At 65.2% G+C, this 19835-nt stretch carries 17 protein-coding genes; 7 read left to right on the top strand and 10 right to left on the bottom strand.

What is annotated here, in order from left to right:
- The 3 genes from H1D44_RS16505 to H1D44_RS16495 all read left to right on the top strand — a co-directional run.
- Positions 1-530: CPBP family intramembrane glutamic endopeptidase (locus tag H1D44_RS16505; protein ID WP_181516012.1), on the top strand; the 530-nt coding region annotated here is incomplete at its 5' end.
- 29 nt (positions 531-559) lie between these two features.
- Entirely contained in the window at positions 560-1363 is an 804-nt protein-coding gene (locus tag H1D44_RS16500) for a glucose 1-dehydrogenase (protein ID WP_181516010.1), read from the top strand.
- A 130-nt stretch (positions 1364-1493) separates the two neighbouring features.
- Entirely contained in the window at positions 1494-1979 is a 486-nt protein-coding gene (locus H1D44_RS16495; RefSeq protein WP_181516008.1) for a VOC family protein, read from the top strand.
- Positions 1980-2062: 83 nt separating this feature from the next.
- On the opposite strand, the gene nirD is transcribed toward H1D44_RS16495, so the two are convergent.
- The 5 genes from nirD to H1D44_RS16470 all read right to left on the bottom strand — a co-directional run bounded on the left by nirD (position 2063) and on the right by H1D44_RS16470 (position 8338).
- Positions 2063-2437 (bottom strand): nitrite reductase small subunit NirD, encoded by a 375-nt coding sequence (nirD, locus tag H1D44_RS16490; RefSeq protein WP_181516006.1) that lies wholly within the window; start codon positions 2435-2437, stop codon positions 2063-2065.
- Between the two features lie 147 nt (positions 2438-2584).
- On the bottom strand, positions 2585-5098 hold the full coding sequence (gene nirB / locus H1D44_RS16485) for a nitrite reductase large subunit NirB (RefSeq protein WP_181516004.1): 2514 nt from the start codon (positions 5096-5098) through the stop codon (positions 2585-2587).
- The gene (locus tag H1D44_RS16480; RefSeq protein ID WP_181515995.1) at positions 5095-6405 is read right to left on the bottom strand and encodes an NAD(P)/FAD-dependent oxidoreductase; all 1311 of its coding nucleotides are present in this window, start codon (positions 6403-6405) and stop codon (positions 5095-5097) included. The genes nirB and H1D44_RS16480 overlap by 4 nt, the downstream gene beginning before the upstream one ends.
- A 263-nt stretch (positions 6406-6668) precedes the next feature.
- Complete coding sequence (locus tag H1D44_RS16475) at positions 6669-7709, bottom strand: CmpA/NrtA family ABC transporter substrate-binding protein (RefSeq protein WP_181515993.1); 1041 nt, start codon at positions 7707-7709, stop codon at positions 6669-6671.
- Positions 7706-8338 (bottom strand): ANTAR domain-containing response regulator, encoded by a 633-nt coding sequence (locus H1D44_RS16470; protein ID WP_181515991.1) that lies wholly within the window; start codon positions 8336-8338, stop codon positions 7706-7708. Before H1D44_RS16470 ends, H1D44_RS16475 begins: the two co-directional genes overlap by 4 nt.
- 449 nt (positions 8339-8787) lie before the next feature.
- On the opposite strand from H1D44_RS16470, the gene H1D44_RS16465 reads away from it, so the two are divergent.
- From H1D44_RS16465 to H1D44_RS16455, 3 genes are all read left to right on the top strand, one after another.
- Positions 8788-11571, top strand: coding sequence for a nitrate reductase (locus H1D44_RS16465; protein ID WP_181515990.1), 2784 nt, complete (start codon positions 8788-8790; stop codon positions 11569-11571).
- Complete coding sequence (cobA, locus tag H1D44_RS16460; protein ID WP_181515989.1) at positions 11531-12487, top strand: uroporphyrinogen-III C-methyltransferase; 957 nt, start codon at positions 11531-11533, stop codon at positions 12485-12487. The genes H1D44_RS16465 and cobA overlap by 41 nt, the downstream gene beginning before the upstream one ends.
- 116 nt (positions 12488-12603) lie before the next feature.
- Positions 12604-13677: an AI-2E family transporter gene (locus tag H1D44_RS16455; RefSeq protein ID WP_181515987.1), complete on the top strand. Its 1074-nt coding sequence runs from the start codon at positions 12604-12606 to the stop codon at positions 13675-13677.
- 31 nt (positions 13678-13708) lie between these two features.
- Here H1D44_RS16455 and nosR read toward each other — a convergent pair whose 3' ends face one another.
- From nosR to H1D44_RS16440, 3 genes are all read right to left on the bottom strand, one after another.
- Positions 13709-15073, bottom strand: coding sequence for a response regulator c-di-GMP phosphodiesterase, NosR family (gene nosR, locus H1D44_RS16450; protein ID WP_181515985.1), 1365 nt, complete (start codon positions 15071-15073; stop codon positions 13709-13711).
- A gap of 93 nt (positions 15074-15166) precedes the next feature.
- Positions 15167-15652 (bottom strand): peroxiredoxin, encoded by a 486-nt coding sequence (locus H1D44_RS16445; protein WP_181515983.1) that lies wholly within the window; start codon positions 15650-15652, stop codon positions 15167-15169.
- Positions 15653-15728: 76 nt separating this feature from the next.
- Entirely contained in the window at positions 15729-16151 is a 423-nt protein-coding gene (locus tag H1D44_RS16440) for a GFA family protein (RefSeq protein WP_181515981.1), read from the bottom strand.
- Between the two features lie 180 nt (positions 16152-16331).
- On the opposite strand from H1D44_RS16440, the gene H1D44_RS16435 reads away from it, so the two are divergent.
- Positions 16332-17621: a phospholipase D-like domain-containing protein gene (locus H1D44_RS16435; RefSeq protein ID WP_238984483.1), complete on the top strand. Its 1290-nt coding sequence runs from the start codon at positions 16332-16334 to the stop codon at positions 17619-17621.
- Here H1D44_RS16435 and H1D44_RS16430 read toward each other — a convergent pair.
- A complete protein-coding gene (locus H1D44_RS16430; protein ID WP_238984482.1) occupies positions 17615-18766 on the bottom strand; it encodes a histone deacetylase family protein in 1152 nt (383 codons plus the stop codon). The genes H1D44_RS16435 and H1D44_RS16430 overlap by 7 nt on opposite strands.
- A gap of 59 nt (positions 18767-18825) precedes the next feature.
- A complete protein-coding gene (locus H1D44_RS16425; RefSeq protein WP_181515975.1) occupies positions 18826-19725 on the bottom strand; it encodes a LysR family transcriptional regulator in 900 nt (299 codons plus the stop codon).
- Positions 19726-19835: the final 110 nt, after the last annotated feature.

The following is a 19835-nucleotide window of genomic DNA, read 5'->3' as shown; positions in this document are numbered from 1 at the left end:
TATTCCGAGGTGCTCAAGAAATCAGTCGCTGGACCGGACACCCTTCAATAGTGTTGCGCTTGGGACTTGAGACCGCCAGTTCTTTTTTTATTTATAATAACGCTTGGCACGACAGTATTTGTTTATCTACAATTCAGAACTTCAGGGGGGCTTGGAAACAGCTATTCCGCTATCTTCCTTGGGTGCTGCTGTTTTCTCTGACCAATTCCTTCTCTGAAGAAGTGGTTTATAGGCTGGGAGTCATTGTGCCGCTGTATGGCAGAATTGAACCCGGATATATCATGCTGATTTCGGCGATAGCCTTTGGCGCTCCTCACCTGCGCGGCATGCCAAATGGCTTGATTGGTGCCATCATGGCAGGTTTTCTGGGGTGGCTACTTGCTAAGTCTGTTATTGAAACGCACGGCATTTTTTGGGCGTGGTTTATTCACTTCGTCCAGGATGTCGTTATCTTTTCAGCATTTGTGATGGCGGCGGCTAACAAGGCGCTCCAGCCCACGATGGACCGCGATGCGGCTCCTCTCGGCTGAGCGCTGTCGTTATACGATAAGGAGATTTCATGCCAAGACTTGAAGGAAAAACTGTTCTAATTACAGGGGCAGCAAGAGGGATCGGCCAGGCTACAGCCGAGCTTTTTGTTGAAGAAGGGGCGTCTGTTGTTATATCTGACATTAACGATGAATCTGGAAAGGAGATAGCCTCCAGGCTTGGCGATCATGCCAGCTATCAGCATCTGGATGTGTCCAGCGAATCAGACTGGGAGCGAGTTGGTGAATATATAAGCAAACAATTCGGTCGATTGGATGTGCTTGTAAACAACGCCGGGATAACTGGGTTTTTTGAATCGGAAGGGCCGCATGATCCGGAGAACTTGGATCTTGATAGTTGGCATATGGTGCATCAAACGAATTCAGATGGCGTTGCGCTTGGATGCAAATATGCTATCAGACTAATGAAAACATCGAAGTCCGCAAGCATAGTGAATATCTCATCACGATCTGGCATTGTCGGCATTCCTGGCGCAGCAGGGTATGCTGCCAGTAAAGCGGCGGTGCGAAACCATACAAAAACAGTCGCCTTGTATTGTGCGCAGCAGAAGTATCCAATACGGTGTAATTCTATTCATCCTGGTGCCATTTTGACTCCTATGTGGGATGCAATGTTGGGGGAAGGTGAATCGCGTATAAAAGCCATTGAAGCCGTAGCTGCTGATGTCCCGCTGGGAGTAATGGGTGAGTCACGAGATGTTGCATACGCTGCTCTGTATTTGGCCTCTGATGAGTCAAAGTATGTAACGGGGATTGAGTTGAATGTTGACGGTGGCATATTGGCAGGCAGTGCTGCTGCCCCGTCTCAGAGATAGCGTATAACCATGCGCTGCACCGGATAAGCCGGTGAGCGCGGCGTTAGCCACCCCCCCCTGTCGATTCCGACCAGCTCCGTTCGACATTAGGTTGTCACTCACTGCAATCACCTACAGAAGGGAGCCGACCATGAAGCACATGGCGAAGAACACCATCTGCCTTTGGTACGATGGCGCCGCTGAGGAAGCCGCACGATTTTATGCCGAGACCTTCCCCGATTCATCGCTCGACGCGGTGCACCGGGCCCCGGGGGATTTTCCCTCGGGCAAGGAGGGGAGCGTGTTGACGGTCGAGTTCACCGTGCTGGGCGTGGCGTGCCTGGGGCTTAACGGTGGGCCTGCCTTCCAGCATAGTGAGGCGTTCTCGTTTCAGGTGGCGACCAAAGACCAGGAGGAGACGGATCGCTACTGGAACGCCATCGTCGGCAACGGCGGCGAGGAGAGCCAATGCGGCTGGTGCAAGGATAGGTGGGGCATCTCCTGGCAGATTACCCCGGTAGCGCTGACGAAGGCGTTCACCAGCCCGGACCGTGCCGCTGCCAAGCGGGCGTTCGATGCCATGATGACGATGCGGAAAATCGACATTGCCGAGATCAAGGCCGCCTTTCGCGGTTGACGCGGCTGAGATGAGGATGGGCTGACCCAAAGCCGCCGACGCTTCCCAGCGTCGGCGGCTTTTGCTTTTCTATGGTCGCAACCTCACGCCTCGATCCACACCTCATCACCCTTGAAGCTCACCTGCCAGGTGCGCAGGGTGACGCTCTCGTCCTCCAGGCACTGGCCGTCTTCCAGGCGGAAGTGCTGCTTGTAGATCGGCGAGGCGACCACCGGCTGCCCCTTGATATCGCCGACGATGCCGCGGGCGATGACGTTGGCGCCGGAGAAGGGGTCGTGGTGGTCGATGGCGTAGAGTTCCTGGGCGTGACCTGGCAGGTAGAAGAGGGCTACTTGGGCCGGGCCGTCGGGAGTTTCCACCCAGGCGGCGACGCCGGAGAAGGGCACCAGGTCGGCGCGGGTACAGAGGGTCTGCCAGGTCTGGGTCATGGTCTTGGCTGCTGCGTTGGCGATTGTCATAAGAGATTCCTAGCAATGGTGTCGGGAAATCGGCGAGCGAGATGAAGCGCTAGGCGCGCGGCGGACCGAAGGCGAGACATAACGTGGGGTTAGGCGAGCCTTCGGGGTGTCGCGCAACGGCGCGATTCGCTCGCGCAGCCATTTCCGTTACGCAGGGCGGAGCTGACCGCGCTCGGTGGTATAGATGATGTCCGGATCCGGGCGCGCATCGTTGACGAAGCTGCGGAAGCGCTTGAGCTTCTCCGGATCGCTGATGGCGTTGGCCCATTCGCACTCGTAGGTGTCGACCACGGCCTGCATCTGCCGCTCCAGCTCCTCGCCGATGCCGAGGCTGTCCTCGAGGATCACTTCCTTGAGGTAGTCCAGGCCGCCTTCCAGGTTCTCGCGCCATACCGAGGTGCGCTGCAGGCGGTCGGCGGTGCGGATGTAGAACATCAGGAAGCGGTCGATGTAACGGAACAGCTCTTCGTCGCTGAGGTCGGTGGCGAACAGCTCGGCATGGCGCGGGCGCATGCCGCCGTTACCGGAGACGTAGAGGTTCCAGCCGTTCTCGGTGGCGATCACGCCAATGTCCTTGCTCTGGGCTTCGGCGCACTCGCGGGTACAGCCGGACACCCCGAACTTGATCTTGTGCGGCGCGCGCAGGCCCTTGTAGCGGTGCTCCAGCTGGATCGCCATGCCCACGCTGTCCTGCACGCCGTAGCGGCACCAGGTGCTGCCCACGCAGGATTTCACCGTGCGCAGCGACTTGCCGTAGGCGTGGCCGGTCTCGAAGCCGGCTTCGATCAGCTCGCCCCAGATGGCCGGCAGGTCCTCCAGGCGGGCGCCGAACAGGTCGATACGCTGGCCGCCGGTCACTTTGGTGTAGAGGTTGTACTTCTGCGCCACCTGGCCCAGCACCACCAACTTGTCGGGGGTGATCTCGCCGCCCGGCACGCGAGGAACGACGGAGTAGGTGCCGTTCTTCTGCATGTTGGCCATGAAGGTGTCGTTGGTGTCCTGCAGCGGGATGTGGGCCGCATCGGTGATCGGCTCGTTGAAGCAGGAGGCGAGGATCGAGGCCACCGCCGGCTTGCAGATGTCGCAGCCGAGGCCGTGGCCGACCTTGGAGCCGTGCTTCTCCATCAGCTCGCTGAAGGTCTTGATGCCTTCCACCCGCACGATGTCGTAGAGCTCCTGGCGGGTGTAGTGGAAGTGCTCGCAGATCGACTTGTCGACCTCCACGCCGCGGCTTTCGAGTTCGTGATCCACCAGGGTCTTGAGCAGGGCGGCACAGCCGCCGCAGCCGGTGCTGGCCTTGGTGTCGCCCTTCACCGCGCCCAGATCCACGGCGCCGGCGTCGATGGTGGCGCAGACGTCACCCTTGGTGACGTTGTGGCAGGAGCAGATCATGGCGGTGTCGGGCAGGGCGTCCGGCCCCAGCGCGGGGGCGGCGTCGCTGCCGGCAGGCAGGATCAGCGAGGCCGGGTCCTCGGGCAGCTCGATGCGGTTGGCGTAGTACTGCAGCAGGGTGTCGTAGTAGCTGTTGTCGCCCACCAGCATGGCGCCGACCAGGCGCTTGCCGTCGCTGGAGACCACCAGCTTGCGGTACTGCTGCTTGAGCGGGTCGAGGAAGCGGAACTGGCGTGCGCCGGGGGTACGGTCGCCGTGGGCATCGCCGATGGAGCCCACGTCGACGCCCATCAGCTTGAGCTTGGTGCTCATGTCGGCGCCCTTGAAGGGTTCATCGCCCTCGAGCAGCGTGGCGGCGGCAGCCTTGGCCATCTGGTAGCCGGGGGCCACCAGGCCGAAGATGCTGTTGTTCCACAGTGCGACTTCGCCGACGGCGAGGATGGCCGGGTCGCTGGTCAGGCAGCTGTCATCGATCACCACGCCGCCGCGCTCGCCGATCTCCAGGCCGCAGTCGCGGGCCAGCTCGTCGCGGGGGCGAATGCCGGCGGAGAAGACGATGAGGTCGGTTTCCAGCACCTTGTCGTCCTGGAACACCATGCGGTGGCGGCTGCGTTCGCCGTCGACGATCTCCTGGGTGGCGCGGCCGGTGAGCACCTGCACGCCCAGCGACTCGATCTTCTCGCGCAGCAGTTCGCCGCCTTCGCTGTCCACCTGCATCGGCATCAGCCGCGGGGCGAACTCCACCACGGCGGTGTCGAGGTCGAGCCCGCGCAGGGCGTTGGCGGCTTCCAGGCCCAGCAGGCCGCCGCCCACCACCACGCCGGTGGCGGCGCTTTCGGCGGCCGCACGGATGGCGTCGAGATCCTCCAGGGTGCGGTAGACCAGGCAGCCTTCACGGTCGTTGCCGGGAATCGGCGGCACGAAGGGGGTGGAGCCGGTGGCCAGCACCAGGCGATCGTAGGGGTGGCGCTCCTGGTCGGTGATCACCTCGCCAGCGTCGCGGTCGATGGCGGTCACCGCCTCATGCAGACGCAGCTCGATGCCGTGCTCGGCGTAGTAGTCGGCGGTGGAGAGAGCGAGCGAGTCGGCGTCGCGGCCGCTGAAGTACTCGGAGAGGTGCACGCGGTCGTAGGCCAGGTGACGCTCCTCGCCGAACACGGTGATGGCATAGCGCTCGGTGGCGCCGCGCTCGACCAGCTGTTCGACCAGATGGTGGCCGACCATGCCGTTGCCGATGACGATCAGTTGCGGTTTGACGGGCGTGTTCATGCGGCCTCCTTCGCGGGGTGTTGCGGTGATTCGTTCGATGCGTCGTCGAGCAGGGCCTGGGCGTCGGCGGCGCCGAGCAGCAGGGCGGCGCGACAGGCGCTGAGGTCGCGCTCGGCCAGGGCCTGCTCGAAGTACCAGGGGCCGGAGGCGGTGTCGCCGTAGAGCACGGCGCCTTCCAGGCGGCCGTCGCGCAGCAGCAGGCGGCGGTAGTCGCCCTGCTGGGGATCGCGATAGCTGAGCACCTCGTGGCCGGGTTCGGGGTCGGTGGGGCCGAAGGCGTAGAGCGAAACGCCGCTGACCTTGAGCTTGGTGGCGGTGGGCTGCTCGACGTAGCCGTCCACCGTCTCGCCGGAGAGGTGGGCGGCGAGCACCTCGACCTGGCGCCAGATGGGTTCCACCAGGCCGAAGGTGTGGCCTTCGAACTCGCAGCATTCGCCCAGGGCGTGAATGGCCGGGTCGCTGGTGGTGAGCCACTGGTCGACCACGATGCCGCGGTTGACCTCGAGCCCGGCCACCCGGCCAAGCTCGGCCTGAGGCACGATGCCGATGGCCACCACCACGCAGTCGGCGGCCAGGCGGGTGCCGTCGGCCAGCAGGGCGGCGCATACCTGGCCCTCGGCGTCGGCTTCCAGGCGTTCGAGCTGGGCGTCGGTGTGAATGTCGAGCCCGCGGCCGCGCAGCTCGCTTTCCAGCAGCCGGGCGGCGGTGAGGTCGAGCTGGCGGTTCATCAGGCGGTCGTCGCGCTGCAGCAGGCTGACCTGCATGCCGCGCTTGTCCTGCCCTCGTTTACGCAAACCCTCCGCGGCTTCCAGGCCGAGCAGGCCGCCGCCGATCACCACGGCGTTGCTGCCGGTTTCGGCGGCGCGTGCCAGGGCATCGGCATCGTGCAGGTCGCGGAACACCTGCACGCCGGGCAGTTCGAGCTCCGGCACCGGCGGACGGGCCGGGGTGGAGCCGGTGGCCAGTACCAGGCGGTCGTAGTCGAGCTCGCGACCGGCATCGGTGGTCAGGCGCCGTGCGCTGCGGTCGATGGACTCCACCTGCTCGCCCAGTACCAGCTCGATGCCCTGTTCGGCGTACCACTCGGCGCAGCGCAGTGCCAGGGCATCGTGCTGCAGCTCCCCGGCCAGCAGCGGCGAAAGCAGGATGCGGTTGTAGGCTGGGGCCGTTTCGGCACCGATCACGGTGATCCTGGCGGGCCGCTCGGGCCGGGCGAGGAGCGCCTCGACCAGGCGGTGGCCGGCCATGCCGTTGCCGACGATGACCAGGTGTTCGCTGGAGGTTGCTGCAGGATGTCGCTGACGCATGGCTGACACCTCTTTCCAATGCATGGCTCACAAACGCAACGGCGCCTCGGCACTCCCTTTTCGATTGGAAGATCGAATCGGGGAGCGCAGAGACGCCGTTGTCAGTTGCGGTATCGGGCGACCCGCTTTGGCCGCCGTTTATCTAATGGTTTTCAATATTCCGGCCAGGGTATCGGCCGTTCTGAATTTGTTGCTTTATTTCAATCGCTTGATTTCCCCTTGTCAGGACCGGCATGGCGCCATTGCCTTGCCGGTCCTGCACTTCAGTGGTGCGTTGCGGCATCGAAATGCACAGGGTTGTAGCAAGTGGCCAGCAGGGCGGGGTCGAAGCGTCTTTCCTGCTTTTCCAACTGCCGCACGATGGGCTCGGCAAAGTGCAGCACGGCCTGCGGGGTGGGCCGCAGCATGCCCTTGCCGTACAGGCGTTGATGGATCGGTGCATCATCGATGTCGAGGGTGCGCAGGTGGTTCACCGAGCGATCGAGGTAGGGCGGCAGGGCCAGCCACTCCAGCGCCTGGCGGCGATTGTCCGGTGAGGCGGCCAGCCACTCGCTGGCTGCTACCAGGGCGCGTACCAGGCCCGACAGGGTGGCGGGGTATTGCTCGGCCCAGGAGCGGGTCACGCCAAGTACCTTCTCCGGATGCTCGGGCCACAGCTGGGCACCGGTGGCCACCAGGCGTCCGGCGCCGCAGTGGCGAGCCAGGGTGCCCCAGGGCTCGCCGGCGCAGAAACCGTCGATCTGGCCACTGCGCAGCGCTTCCACCATGCGCGGTGGGGGCAGCGCTACCAGTTCCACTTGCCGCTCGGGGTCGATGTCGCCGAGGGTGAGCCATTCGCGCAGCTGGTAGTGCTGGCAGGAGTAGGGGTAGACCATGGCCAGGCGAGGTCGCTTGCCTCGACCCGCCTCCCGCAGCCAGTTGCCCAGCGCCAGGGCGCTGGTGCCCGGGTCGTCGTCAAGTTTCGCGCCGCTCGCTTCGCTCAACTCCGTCGAGAGCGTCACGGTATTGCCGTTGCGCGAGAGCAGCATCGGTGCCAGCGTCTCGCAGGGGGCGCGGCCCAGCCCCAGGCTCATGGCCAGCGGCATGGGGGCGAGCATCTGGGCGCCGTCGAGCAGCCCGGCGGCGACCTTGTCGCGCACGGTGGCCCAGGCGTTCTCGCGGGATAGCGTGACGTCGAGTCCCTGGGCGGCGAAGCAGCCCCGTTCACGGGCAACGATCAGCAGCGTCGCGTCGAGCAGCGGGACGAAGCCGAGGGCGATGCGTTTCAGTTCGGGCGAGGTGGCGTGATGTTGCGGGTGGCTCATGAGCGGGATCCCCGTTTGTCGGCGGATCGCCCCTGGGGCGATGTCGGATTCAGGCGTTCGAGAATGTCGATGACGCTGTCGGCGACCTCGGCGATGCGCTGGCCGCGGTCCATGGCGAGCTTGCGCAGCATGCGGTAGGCCTGCTCCTCGTCGCAGTTCTGGTGCTTCATCAACAGCCCCTTGGCGCGCTCGATATGCTTGCGTTCGGCCAGCTGGTTGCGCGCCTTGTCCAGCTCCTGACGCATGCTGTGGAAGGCGTCGAAGCGGGCGATGGCCACCTCGACGATGGCTTTGACACGCTCGGGTACCAGACCGTCGACCACATAGGCACTGACCCCGGCCTTGAGCGCGGCCTGCAGCGTGTCGGAATCGTGCTGGTCGGCGAAAAACACCACCGGCCGCGGGTTCTCGCGATTGAGCAGCGCCATGCTCTCGAGGGTGTCGCGGTCGGGGCTCTCCATGTCGATGATCACCACGTCAGGTTGGTGGCGCTCGACCATCTGGTTGAGGCTGGCCGGGCTCGACAGGCGGCAGATGACCCGGTGCCCCTCGGTCATCAGCGCCTCCTCGACCATGGCGGCACGCACTACTTCGTCGTCGACCAGTAAAATGTTCAAGGGGGATGGCATTGCGTCGTCGCTCCACTGACTCAGGCACCTATTGCTCTTAAGCAAGAAGCATTCCAGATGCTCTTGAGCCGCGGTTCCGGTGGCCTGCATCGGGTATCTCGCATGACGGGGAACTGGGGCTATCGCTGCCGTGCTGATGTTTCGGCACCAGCCTGGTGCATGTCTGGCCGTCAGTGCGGGGTCATGGTGCGTTGCCGCATGACGAGGGCGACCTGGAGCCGCAGTGCCCGGCCGGGCAAGGCATGACATCTCCCTGAGTGGCTCGGGGAATTGCTGGCATGGCACGCTTTCTGCTTGATCCATGTCAGTGACTATCGACAGGGGCGCGCCGTCAGCGCCCCAGCGGCAACGACGCCCGCCAACCTTCCCTCAGCAAGATCCCGGGGAAGAGTTGGCGGGCGTCGTCGTTTCGAGATCGTCGTTTCAAGAGTGCTCCAGAGGAGATCGACATGCGCGAGGCCCGAACCACCTGCCCCTACTGCGGCGTCGGCTGCGGCGTGGTGGCCAGCGTCGAGAAGAGTGAGATCGTCGACGTGCAGGGCGACCCGCAGCACCCCGCCAACTTCGGTCGCCTGTGCGTGAAGGGCTCGGCCCTGCATGAGACGCTGGGTCATGGCGGCCGTCTGACCCGGCCCATCGTCGACGGTGTGGAGAGCGACTGGGACACCGCGCTGGATGCGGTGGCCAGCCGCCTGCGAGCGGTGCGCGATGCCCTCGGCCCCGAGGCACTTGCCGCCTACCTGTCCGGACAGCTGCTCACCGAGGACTATTACGTCGCCAACAAGCTGTTCAAGGGCTTTCTTGGCACGCCGCACCTGGATACCAATTCGCGCCTGTGCATGGCCTCGGCGGTGGCGGCCCACAAGCGCGCTTTCGGCGCCGACGCGGTGCCGTGCTGCTACGAGGATCTCGAAGAGGCCGAGCTGGTGGTGCTGGTGGGCTCCAACCTGGCGTGGAACCACCCGGTGCTTTATCAGCGCCTGAAGGTAGCCAAACAGCGCAATCCGCTGCTGCGGGTGGTGGTGATCGACCCCCGGGTGACCGACACCTGCGAGCTCGCCGACCTCTACTTGGGGCTCAAGCCGGGCAGCGATGCCCGCCTGTTCACCGGCCTGCTGGCGTGGATGGCCGCACGCAACAAGCTCGACCGGGTGTATCTGGAGGCGCATACCCAGGGCTTCGAGGAGGCACTGGCCGCAGCCCAGGAGCAGGATGCCGGGGTGGAGGCGATTGCCGCCGACTGCGACCTGGATGCGGAGCGCCTGGAAACCTTCTTCTACTGGTTTGCCAGCCACCTGCACGTGGTCACGCTGTTCTCCCAGGGCGTGAACCAGTCCACCAGCGGCACCGACAAGGGCAACGCCATCATCAACTGCCACCTGGCCGGCGGCAAGATCGGCCTGCCGGGGGCGGGACCGTTCTCGATCACCGGCCAGCCCAACGCCATGGGCGGGCGCGAGGTGGGCGGGCTGGCCAACCAGCTGGCCGCGCACATGGATTACGATACCCCCGGCGCGCGGGATCGGGTGACGCGCTTCTGGGCCACCGAGCGGCTGGTGCCGTGCCTGCCCGAGGGGCCGGGGCACAAGGCGGTGGCGCTGTTCGAGGCAATCGAGCGCGGCGAGGTGCAGGCGCTGTGGATCATGGCCACCAATCCGGCGGTGAGTCTGCCGCGCACCGACCGGGTGCGCGCGGCGCTGGCGAAATGCCCGCTGGTGATCGTCTCCGACTGCATGGCCAACGCCGACCTGCTGGCCTATGCCGACATCGTGCTGCCGGCCTCGAGCTGGTCGGAGAAGGACGGCACGGTGACCAACTCCGAGCGGCGTATCTCGCGCCAGCGCGGCATCCTGCCGCCACCGGGCGAGGCCCGTCACGACTGGTGGGCGCTGTGTGAGGTGGCCAAGCGGCTGGGCTTCGGCGAGGCCTTCGGTTACACCCACCCCAGCGAGATCTTCGACGAGCACGCCCGGCTTTCGGGCTTCGAGAACGGCGAGGGGCCGGATGAGTGGCGCCGGCTATTCGATATTTCCGGCCTGGCCGGGCTCGACCGCGCCGCCTACGATGCCCTCGAGCCGATCCAGTGGCCGGTCAATGCCGCTGCCCCCCGCGGCACCGCGCGGCTCTTCATCGACGGCCGTTTCGCTACCCCCGACGGGCTGGCGCGCATGGTAGCGGTGCGTTCGCGCCCGCCCGCCCAGGCGTTGGATGCAGCGCGTCCGCTGCGGCTCAATACCGGACGTGTTCGCGACCAGTGGCACACCATGACCCGTACCGCCCGCTCGCCGCGGCTGATGAACCACCGCGCCGAGCCGTTCATCGAGATCGCCCCGGAAGATGCCGCGGCGCTGGGCGTGGAGGAACAGGGCCTGGCCTGCCTGCAGGGCGCCGGCGGCCGCTATGTCGGCCGCGTGCGGGTGTCGCGCGGGCAGCGCCGCGGTGAGGTGTTCGTGCCGATGCACTGGAACGGCTACTTCAGCGGCTCGGCCTTATCCGGGGCGCTGATCGATGCTCATGTCGACCCGGTTTCCGGCCAGCCGGAATCCAAGCATGGTGCAGTGGCGCTGGATCCTCTGCCGGTGGAGTGGGAGGCCACCCTGCTGGTGGCGGACGACCTGGGCGTGGCGGAATCGCGCTGGTGCGACCGTAGCCGGTACTGGGCGCGGATTCCGCTGGGCGCCGCTCAGCGCTGGCAGCTGGCCGGCGGTGAGCCGACCAGCGCCCGAGGCGAGATGGCCCAGGGTGAGATGGAAAGCGCCTCGCCGGAGTGGCTGAGCTGGCTGGAGGCAACCCTGCCGCTGGCGCCCACTGTGTGGTGCACCGACCCGGCCACAGGGCGCCTGCGCGCCGCGGGCGTCGACGAGGCCGGGCGCCTGCGCTGGTGGTTCATGTCGGGGCCGCCCCGGGAGCTGCCCAACCTGGCCTGGCTCGACGAGCGTTTCGGCGAGGCGACCAGCGGCGAGAGCCTGGCCGCTGAGCAGCGTCGGCGGCTGCTGGCCGGCTGCGATGACGGCGCCGCCAATCAGGGGCCGGTGGTGTGCAGCTGCCATCAGGTGGGTCAACGCGCTATCCTAGGAGCCATACGCGAAGGCGACGACAGCGTCGAGGCGCTGGGCGCCCGGTTGGCCTGTGGCACCCAGTGCGGAAGCTGCATTCCCGAGCTGAAATCGCTGATCGAAGAGGAGAAGGCCCATGCGCGCGCTGAGCCAACTGAAGTCACTGCTGTCGCTTGAGGCCTGGCACAAGGTACGGCTGCCGAAGAGGCTGGGGCAGGCGGCACTGTCGCGCCTGCACGGCCTTGGTCATATCGTGCGCTCGCCGTTCGGCGGCTCGCGCAGCACGCCAGCGCCTACCGTTACCCTGGATGGCGACTGCCGTGCCGGCCGAGTCTATCTGGTGGGGGCGGGCAGCGGCGACGTCGAGCTGCTCACGCTCAAGGCCGCGCGCCTGCTGCAGCAGGCCGATGCGGTGGTCTACGACCGCCTGGTGGGCGACGACGTGCTGGCGCTGATTCCTGCCGGGCATGAGCGCTACTACGTGGGCAAGGAGCGCGGCCACCATAGCGTGCCCCAGGCCGAGATCGGCGCGCTGCTGGTGAAGCTGGCCCAGCAAGGCAAATCCGTGGTGCGTCTGAAGGGCGGTGACCCCGGCGTGTTCGGGCGCATGGGCGAGGAGCTTGCCGCCCTGGCCGAAGCCGCGGTCGAGGCCGAGATCGTGCCCGGCATCACTGCTGCCTCCGCGGCAGCGGCGGGCATGGGCATTCCGCTGACCGACCGCGCTCATGCCCAGCAGCTGCGCTTCATCACCGCGCAGCTGTGCCGCAAGGACGGCGAACCCGACTGGGCCACCCTGGCGCGCCAGGACGAGACGCTGATCTTCTACATGGGACTGACCAAGGTCGAGGCGATCTGCACCGGGCTGCGCCGCAACGGGCTGCCCGATGACTGGCCGATCATGCTGGTGGCCAACGCCAGCCTCCCCGAACAGGCCGCGCTGGTGGGCACCCTGGCCGATATGCCCGCCAAACTGGCCGCCTCGCCGCTGCCTTCGCCCTGCCTGATCGTGGTCGGCAGCGTGGTGCGGATGACAGAGGCGACCCCCGCCGAAGCAAGGGCGCTGGCAGCACCGCCGACACCTCAACGCTCGTAGCTCAAGAATATGCTGGTAGCTTCCGCAGACTAGGGAAGCGCTGCACGCCGAAGAGGACTAGGCTGACTCTTGACGCCAGTCGGGCTGGATGCCCACTCTCACGGCAAGGAGCTGCCATGCAAGATATCGAGCGGAATGAGAGTGCGCTCTCGCGTTTCACCCGCCGCACGCTGATCGTCATCGGGCTAGTCAGCCTGGTAGGGATACTGCTGTTCTTCGCCAGCCAGTTGATCGATGTATTGCTGCTGGTGTTTGCCAGCATGCTGGTCGCGGTGGCCATCGACGGTGCCGTCAGGCTATGCCAGCGCTACCTGCCGCTCAGCCGCCCTTGGGCGCTAGCGTTGTCACTGCTGCTGATCTGCCTGATCCTGGCCGGCTTGTGGATGCTGATAGGCCCACCCCTCGCCGAGCAGCTTCCGCAGCTGTTCGCCGATCTGCCCGAGGCCTTCCAGCAGTTCCTGGGCAATTTTCGCGAGCTGCCCGGGATCGAGGCGGCGCTGGGGGAGGTGGAAGAGCCGGCCCAGCTGATCGGCGCGCCGGTCATCGATTATTTCACCGACCTCTTCGCCACCACCTTTGGTGCCATCGCCAGCTTCTTTCTGATCCTGTTGATCGGCTTCTACCTGGTGCTCAGCCCGGCGAAGTACATCGCCAACATGCTGCTGCTGTGCCCGCCCGCGAAACGCGACCGGCTGGCCCAGGTGCTGTGCATGCAGGGCAGGGCGCTGCGGCTGTGGCTGCTGAGCCGGCTCGTGTCGATGATTTTCGTGGGCGTGTCGGTGGCGCTGGGGCTGGTTCTGCTGGGGGTGCCCATGGCCGGTGCCCTGGGGTTGATCGCCGGGCTTTTTACCTTCATTCCCTACCTGGGCCCGATCATCGGCGCCATTCCGACGATCCTGATCGCCTTTCTCGAATCTCCCCAGCTGGCACTGTATGCCCTGGTACTCTACCTCGTGGTCGAAACCCTGGAGTCGAACCTGGTGATGCCGCTGGCCGCCAAGGGCCTGGTGCGCCTGCCGCCTGCCTACACCGTCATCGTGCAGTTGGCCGGGGCGGCCGTCGCCGGGGTGGCCGGCGTGATTCTCTCGACGCCCCTTGCGGTGGTGGCCGTGGTGACGCTCCAGGCGCTCTACATCAATGACGTACTGGGAGACGACATCGAGGTGCTGGGAGGGCGCCAGGACTCATAGCTGGCCCTGTGTGGCCCGAGGCAATGTGTGGTCAGGGACGATACACCAGTATCGTGAAGCTGCGCCCTTCGAGTTCCTCGAAGTTCATGAGCTTGGCCAGCAGGTGCTGGTCAAGCCGCTTGCCTTCATGCAACAGCAGCATGCCGCTGGCGGAGTGAATGTCCTGGGCCAGGATCATGCCGGGTTTCACCTGCCTGGTTTCCAGCGAAACGACGGCCTTGCCACCGGTGTGCAGGTCCGGTGTTTTTTCCACACACAGTTTGACGAAGTCGTGGCACAGCTCGGGATCGTAGATGCGTCCTGCGAACTTGCGAAGCAGCGCCAATGCTTGCGGGCGTGGCACCTCGCGCGGCAGCACCATGCCACGCTGCAGCTCGATGAAGTCCACGGCCAGCCCGAGCAAGCGTGAGCCATAAGGAATGTCAGTACCCGCAAGGCGATCTGGGAATCCGTTACCGTTCCAGCGCTCACGGTGATGACGAACTAGCTTTGCCACTCGCTTCAGTGGATCCAGTGCCACCAGTTGGCTCTCGCCGCTGACCGGGTAATGCTGGTAGGCAGTCCGCTCGTGGCCCGACAATTGCTCGGACGGGGTCAAAAGCAAATGGTCGTCCCAGGTGAGCTTGCCCATGTTGTAGACCGAAGCCGCCAGCTGCAGGTCCTGCTGCAATGTCGTGTCCAGGCCGTACATCTCACCGAAGGCAGTCACCAGGGCATAGACCTGATCGTTGGTCTGCAGGTGGCGTGGCAGCCGCTGGTGGAGCAGGTGGGCAACCATGCGTGCGGCCATCACATGGAAGTGGAGCAGCTCATCGTAGGCCGTTTCCAGCATGTCAGAGGTCTGCTTCAACTCTTGTTCGCACGCCTCGATACGCTGTTCCTGCGTGGCGTTCAGCGCTTGCAGGTTCTGGTTCTGTTGCTGGAGAGAGGTCTCTCGCTGGAGCCTCTCGTGCTGGGCACCGAGCTGCTCCAGCGATTGCTGAAGCAGCTGACGCAGCCTCTCCTGGTCCCAAGGCTTGGCGAGACAGCCGTAGACATGCGTTTCGTTGATGGCGGGGAGGGCACCCTCAAGGCCTGCGGATTCATCGCAGATGAGCAGGCGCAAGCAGTCCGGCCAGCCTTCCTGGGCGCGCCTCAGCAGCTCCAGGCCATCCATGTCGGGCAGGCGCGCAGCGCATAGCAGCATGTCGACGGGTTCGCGCTGCAGCGTTGCCAGTGCGTCCTGGCCACTGTCAGCAGTGAGAATTCGACAGCCTTCCTCGTCCAGCAGGTCGGAGAGCGATGCCTGTGTTTCGGGGTCGGTGTCGGCCAGCAGCAGGGTTGCCGGCTCGGGGGCTAGCTGAGCTGGCGCCTGGTCCGGTTGCTGCTGGGCGTCATGGGTCGCCTCGCTTGCCATGCAGCTTCCTCCCTTTGCCGGTGAAGCAGTGAGCCAAGGTTGACTTATCTGACTTATCGGCAGCCTTGGAGGAAGCTTGAGGGCAGCGGCAACTCAGTTCGGCAGGTGCGCCAGTATGGTATCCACGCTGCTCTTGTCCACCACACCGCGCTCGGTGTCGACGCCGACGTAGCTCACCACGCCATCCTCGGCAATCAGTGCGAAGCGCAGGGAGCGAATACCCATGCAGGCACCGCTGGCGTCCTTCTCCATGCCCAGGGCGCGGGTCAGCTCGGCGTTGCCGTCAGCCAGCATGAGGATGTCTCCCGCATTCTGGTCCTGCTGCCAGGCGCGCATCACGAAGGCGTCGTTGACCGCCATGCAGGCCAGGGTGTCGGCCTTCTCCAGCACCTTGTCGGCCTGGGCCACGAAGCCGGGCATGTGGGTGTTAGAGCAGCCGGGAGTGAAGGCCCCCGGTACCCCGAACAGGACAACGCGCTTGCCGGCGAACAGTTCGCCGGTGGAAATGTCCTCGGAGCCGTCGGAACCGAAGGTCTTGAGGGTGACGTTGGGGATCTTGTCGCCTACAGAGATTGGCATTCGCCGCTCCTTGGATGGAATTGCAATGGGCTCGGTATCGTCAGGCAGGGCTCTGACCCGGCGGGTGGCAGAGGCTTCAACTGCCCTGGTAGGCGTCGAAGACTTCCTGCCCCGTCATGTTGTGAGTCTCGTTGGCGAAGCGATAGTACTCCGGCTTCTGGTCGATGAAGATCTGGCTATCGAAGGTCCAGGCTTCTCCGCCGTCGACCAGGCCGACCGGGATGGCATAGTGATCGCCGGTTTTCAGCCGGTAGAAGAGATGGGTGCCGCAGCGCTTGCAGAAGCCTCGTTCGGCCCAGTCCGACGAGGCAAAGACCGTGATGTTCTCTTCGCCTTCGATCTCCACGTCGTTGACCGACTCCAGCGCCAGCAGCGGCCCACCGCCCCAGGTGCGGCACATGCTGCAATGGCAGGCACCGACGTTCTGCTTGTTGACCGCCACGGCGACATTGACGGCGCCGCACAGGCAGCTGCCGCGCGCGTTCATTCCATCCATCATCTGGTTACTCCTGCTGCGTTGAGACGAAAGAAACTCTCGGTGTGAGCAGTGTAGCCATACCGGCGCCAGGACACTCGCTTTTCACGTTGGCTGCTGGGAGCCCCGATGCCGATGTGAGTCGCAAGGCAGGGAACTCTGCTACGGTGTAGCTACTTGGAAAGGATGCCGGGAGACAAGAGAGTGCAGCGACGCACGAAGCTCAAGTGGGTAGGGGTCACGGCACTTTCGATTGCGATCCTGTTCGTTATTGGCAGCGTCATACTGTCCAACCTCACCCCCAAGCCCAAGCGCCTGGTCGAGCCGGTCGTGGTCGATTACGGCCTCGACGATCCGCGCTTCGCCCGCTCGCTGGGGGGAACGCTGCCGCATCCCATCGTCGAGGGCAATCAGATCGAGCATATCGAGGGTGGCGAGGCGATCTACGCGGCCAAGCTCGAGGCCATCGAAGAGGCCGAGCACAGCATCACCTTCGAAATCTTCGAATTCTTCGGCGACACGGCGGCGGCCGCCTTTGCCGATGCCCTGGCCGAAGCGGCCCAGCGCGGCGTCAGGGTGCATGCGCTGCTCGACTACGTGGGCAGCATGCCCGCCGAAGAGGAGCATCTGGAGCGCATGGAGGAGGCCGGGGTGGAGGTGATTCGCTGGCGCGAGCCGGCCTGGTACCAGCTGCCGCGCTTCAATCACCGCACCCACCGCAAGCTGATGGTGGTCGACGGCGCGATCGGCTTCACCGGCGGTGCCAACGTGACCGACAGCTGGCTGCCGGACGACGACGAGCCGGGCTATCGCGACCATCACTTTCGCTTCACCGGCCCGGTGGTGGGCAACATGCAGGGCGCCTTCGTCGAGGTCTGGCTCGAGGCGAGCGGCGAGCTGCTGCACGGCGATGCCTACTTTCCCGAACTCGAGCCCCGGGGCGAGCTGCCGATGCAGATGGTCAGCAGCAAGCCCCGCGAAGGCATGCACCGCATTCGCATGATGTTCAAGTACGCCATTGCCGCCGCCTGGGAGCGCATCACCATCTCCTCGGCGTACTTCTATCCCGACCCCAGCTTTCTCGAGGCCTTGATCGAAGCTGCCGAGCGAGGCGTCGAGGTGCGCATCCTGGTCCCGGGCGACAGCATCGACTACGGCTTCGTTCGCCACGCCTCGGTCAACCGCTGGCGCCCCATGCTGGAAGCCGGCGTGGAAATCTACGAATACCAGCCTGCCATGTACCACGCCAAGCTCATCACCATCGACGACCGCTGGGCCAGCGTGGGTTCAACCAACATCGACAACCGTTCGTTTCGCATCAACAAGGAGGGCAACGTCAACGTCTACGACGAGGCGTTCGCCCGCTACGTGCGCGGCCTGGTCGAGGAGGATCTGGACGACGCCATTCTCTACACCGTCGAGCGCTGGGAAGAGCGGCCCTGGCACAAGCGCCTGGCCGGCTGGGTGAGCAGCATCGCCGGCGCGCACTACTGAGTATCGGAAGCGTTCGACTTCGGGGCGTGGCGTTCGGCCTGGTCGGGTGCTTCCGTGGCGAAGGCGGGAAGGTGGAAGTCCGCTGCCGCCTTGGCCTCGTCCATGCCGATGCGACCTGGCGGGACGACGCTGCCACCGGCCAGCACGTCGAGTACCGTCTTGACCCCACGGGAGAGCGACAGCAGGTGGTAGCCCCCCTCCAGCACGAATGCCAGGCGCCCCTGGCAGTGGCGGCGGGCCACCTGCTGCAGGATGCCGGTCATGGCGGCAAACCCTTCGAAGGAGACGTTCATGGCCAGGTCGAAGGGGTGCGGGTCAAACCCTGCCGAGACCAGCAGCAACTCCGGCTCGAACCAGTCGGCAGCCGGCACCAGGATGTCATTGAAGACCTTGAGGTAGGCCTGATCGCCGGCGCTGGCCGGTAGCGGCACGTTGACCGTGGTGCCTTCCCCTAGTCCGGCGCCGATCTCTTCCAGCCGCCCCGAGCCGGGATAGAAGGGCGATGCCCGGTGTATGTCGAAGAACAGCACGCCGGGGTCGGCATAGAAAATATTCTGGGTGCCGTTGCCGTGGTGGACGTCCCAATCCACGATCATGACCCGCTGGCAGCCCCACTCGGCCTGGGCGTGGGCTGCGGCCACCGCCACGTTGTTGAACAGGCAGAAACCCCGTGCCCGGGCCGGCTCGGCATGATGACCGGGGGGCCGGACCAGGGCGAAGGCGCTCTCGCTGCGGCCGCCGAGCACGGCCTCGACTGCGGCGACCGCGGTGCCGGCGGCCACTTCGGCGGCCTCGATGCTGCCGGGCGATACCGCCGTGGTGTCGACGTCGAGCCAGACATTCTGGCCGCACAGTTCGAAGATGTGGCTGAGATAGGAGCTGGTATGAACGCGTCCCAGCTGCTCCCGGGTGGCGGCCATGCCGCCCTCGAGGGAGAGGCCGGCTACCGGCTCGAGCTCCAGGAGGTGGCGAATGGCCGTCAGTCGGCCGGCATGCTCGGGATATTTCCAGGGCACGTTCAAGCTGGACAGCAGCTGTCGAACTCGGCGATCCATGCGGCCGGGCAGGAAGGAGGCTTCGCCATCCGGCTGGTGGGAGAGGACGCGCTCGTCATAAAAGGCGATGACGCTGTTGGGCTCGGCCACGTGCAGCTCCATGCGGGGCAGCTGTCGATAACCCTCTCAGCATAGCCCCTTTGCCGACGCTAGCTGGCGCAATCCGGGCTTGCTTCCTGGATCAGCGTGCGCAGCGCCGAGGCGGCGGCCGACAGCGGGTGGCGGTGGCGCATGACGATGCCCAGCGGCCTTTCCACGTCCGGTGCCGTCAACGGTCGGTACTCGATGCCTTGGGTGGATATCTGACGAAAGCTGAGCCGTGGCAGCACGCTGATGCCGAGCCCGGCGGCGACCATGCGCCCCACGGTGGCGATCTGGCTGGCATCGCAGAGGATCTCGAGCGGCTCGCCCACCTCGGCCATGATGCGGTCGATCTCCTGGCGCGAGCTGGAGAGTCGGTTGATGCCGATGAACGGATGGCCGGCCAGCTGCCGCCAGGCCACGCTCTCGTGTTCCAGCAGCGGGTGACCGTGGGGACAGACTGCCACGTAGCGATCCATCAGCACCGGCTCGAAGGCCAGCTCCTCGGTGTCGTGGGGCGCCACGGAAAGGCCCAGGTCGGCGCGCCCCTCACGCACCATCTGACTGACCTGCTCGGCCAGCACGTCGTGCAGGCTCAGGTTGATGCGCGGGTAGCGGGCGTGGAAGGCGGCAATGATGCCCGGCAGCAGGCCCGCCGCCAGGGTGGGCAGGGCGGCCACGGTGACCTTGCCGCGCTGCTTGGAGAAGCGTTCCTCGAGATCTTCGAAGGCCTCCGACCAGTCATTGAGCAGACGCACCGCCACCGGCAGGAAGGCCTCGCCCTCCGGGGTCAGGCTCAACTGGCGCGTGGTGCGCGAGAACAGCGCGCCGCCCACCGCCTCCTCCAGCTTGCGCAGGGCGATGGAGATCGCCGGCTGGGAGAGGTGAATGCGTTCGCTGGCTTCGGCCAGGCTGCTCGATTGGGCCACGGCGACGAAGGCGCGCAGCTGCTTGATGCTGGGTTTCATTTAGAAAGTAAAACACAATTTAAAAACAATTCAATATACAAAATAGTCAAGCCCTTCCAAGCTGCGCCATGAGGTACCCAATCGCGTCACGACAAAAACAAGCCCGCTAG

The organism is Billgrantia kenyensis, from assembly GCF_013697085.1.
Lineage (GTDB): Bacteria > Pseudomonadota > Gammaproteobacteria > Pseudomonadales > Halomonadaceae > Halomonas > Halomonas kenyensis.
Note: the sequence above shows the minus strand (reverse complement) of the source record. Positions and strands in the feature narration are given on the sequence as shown.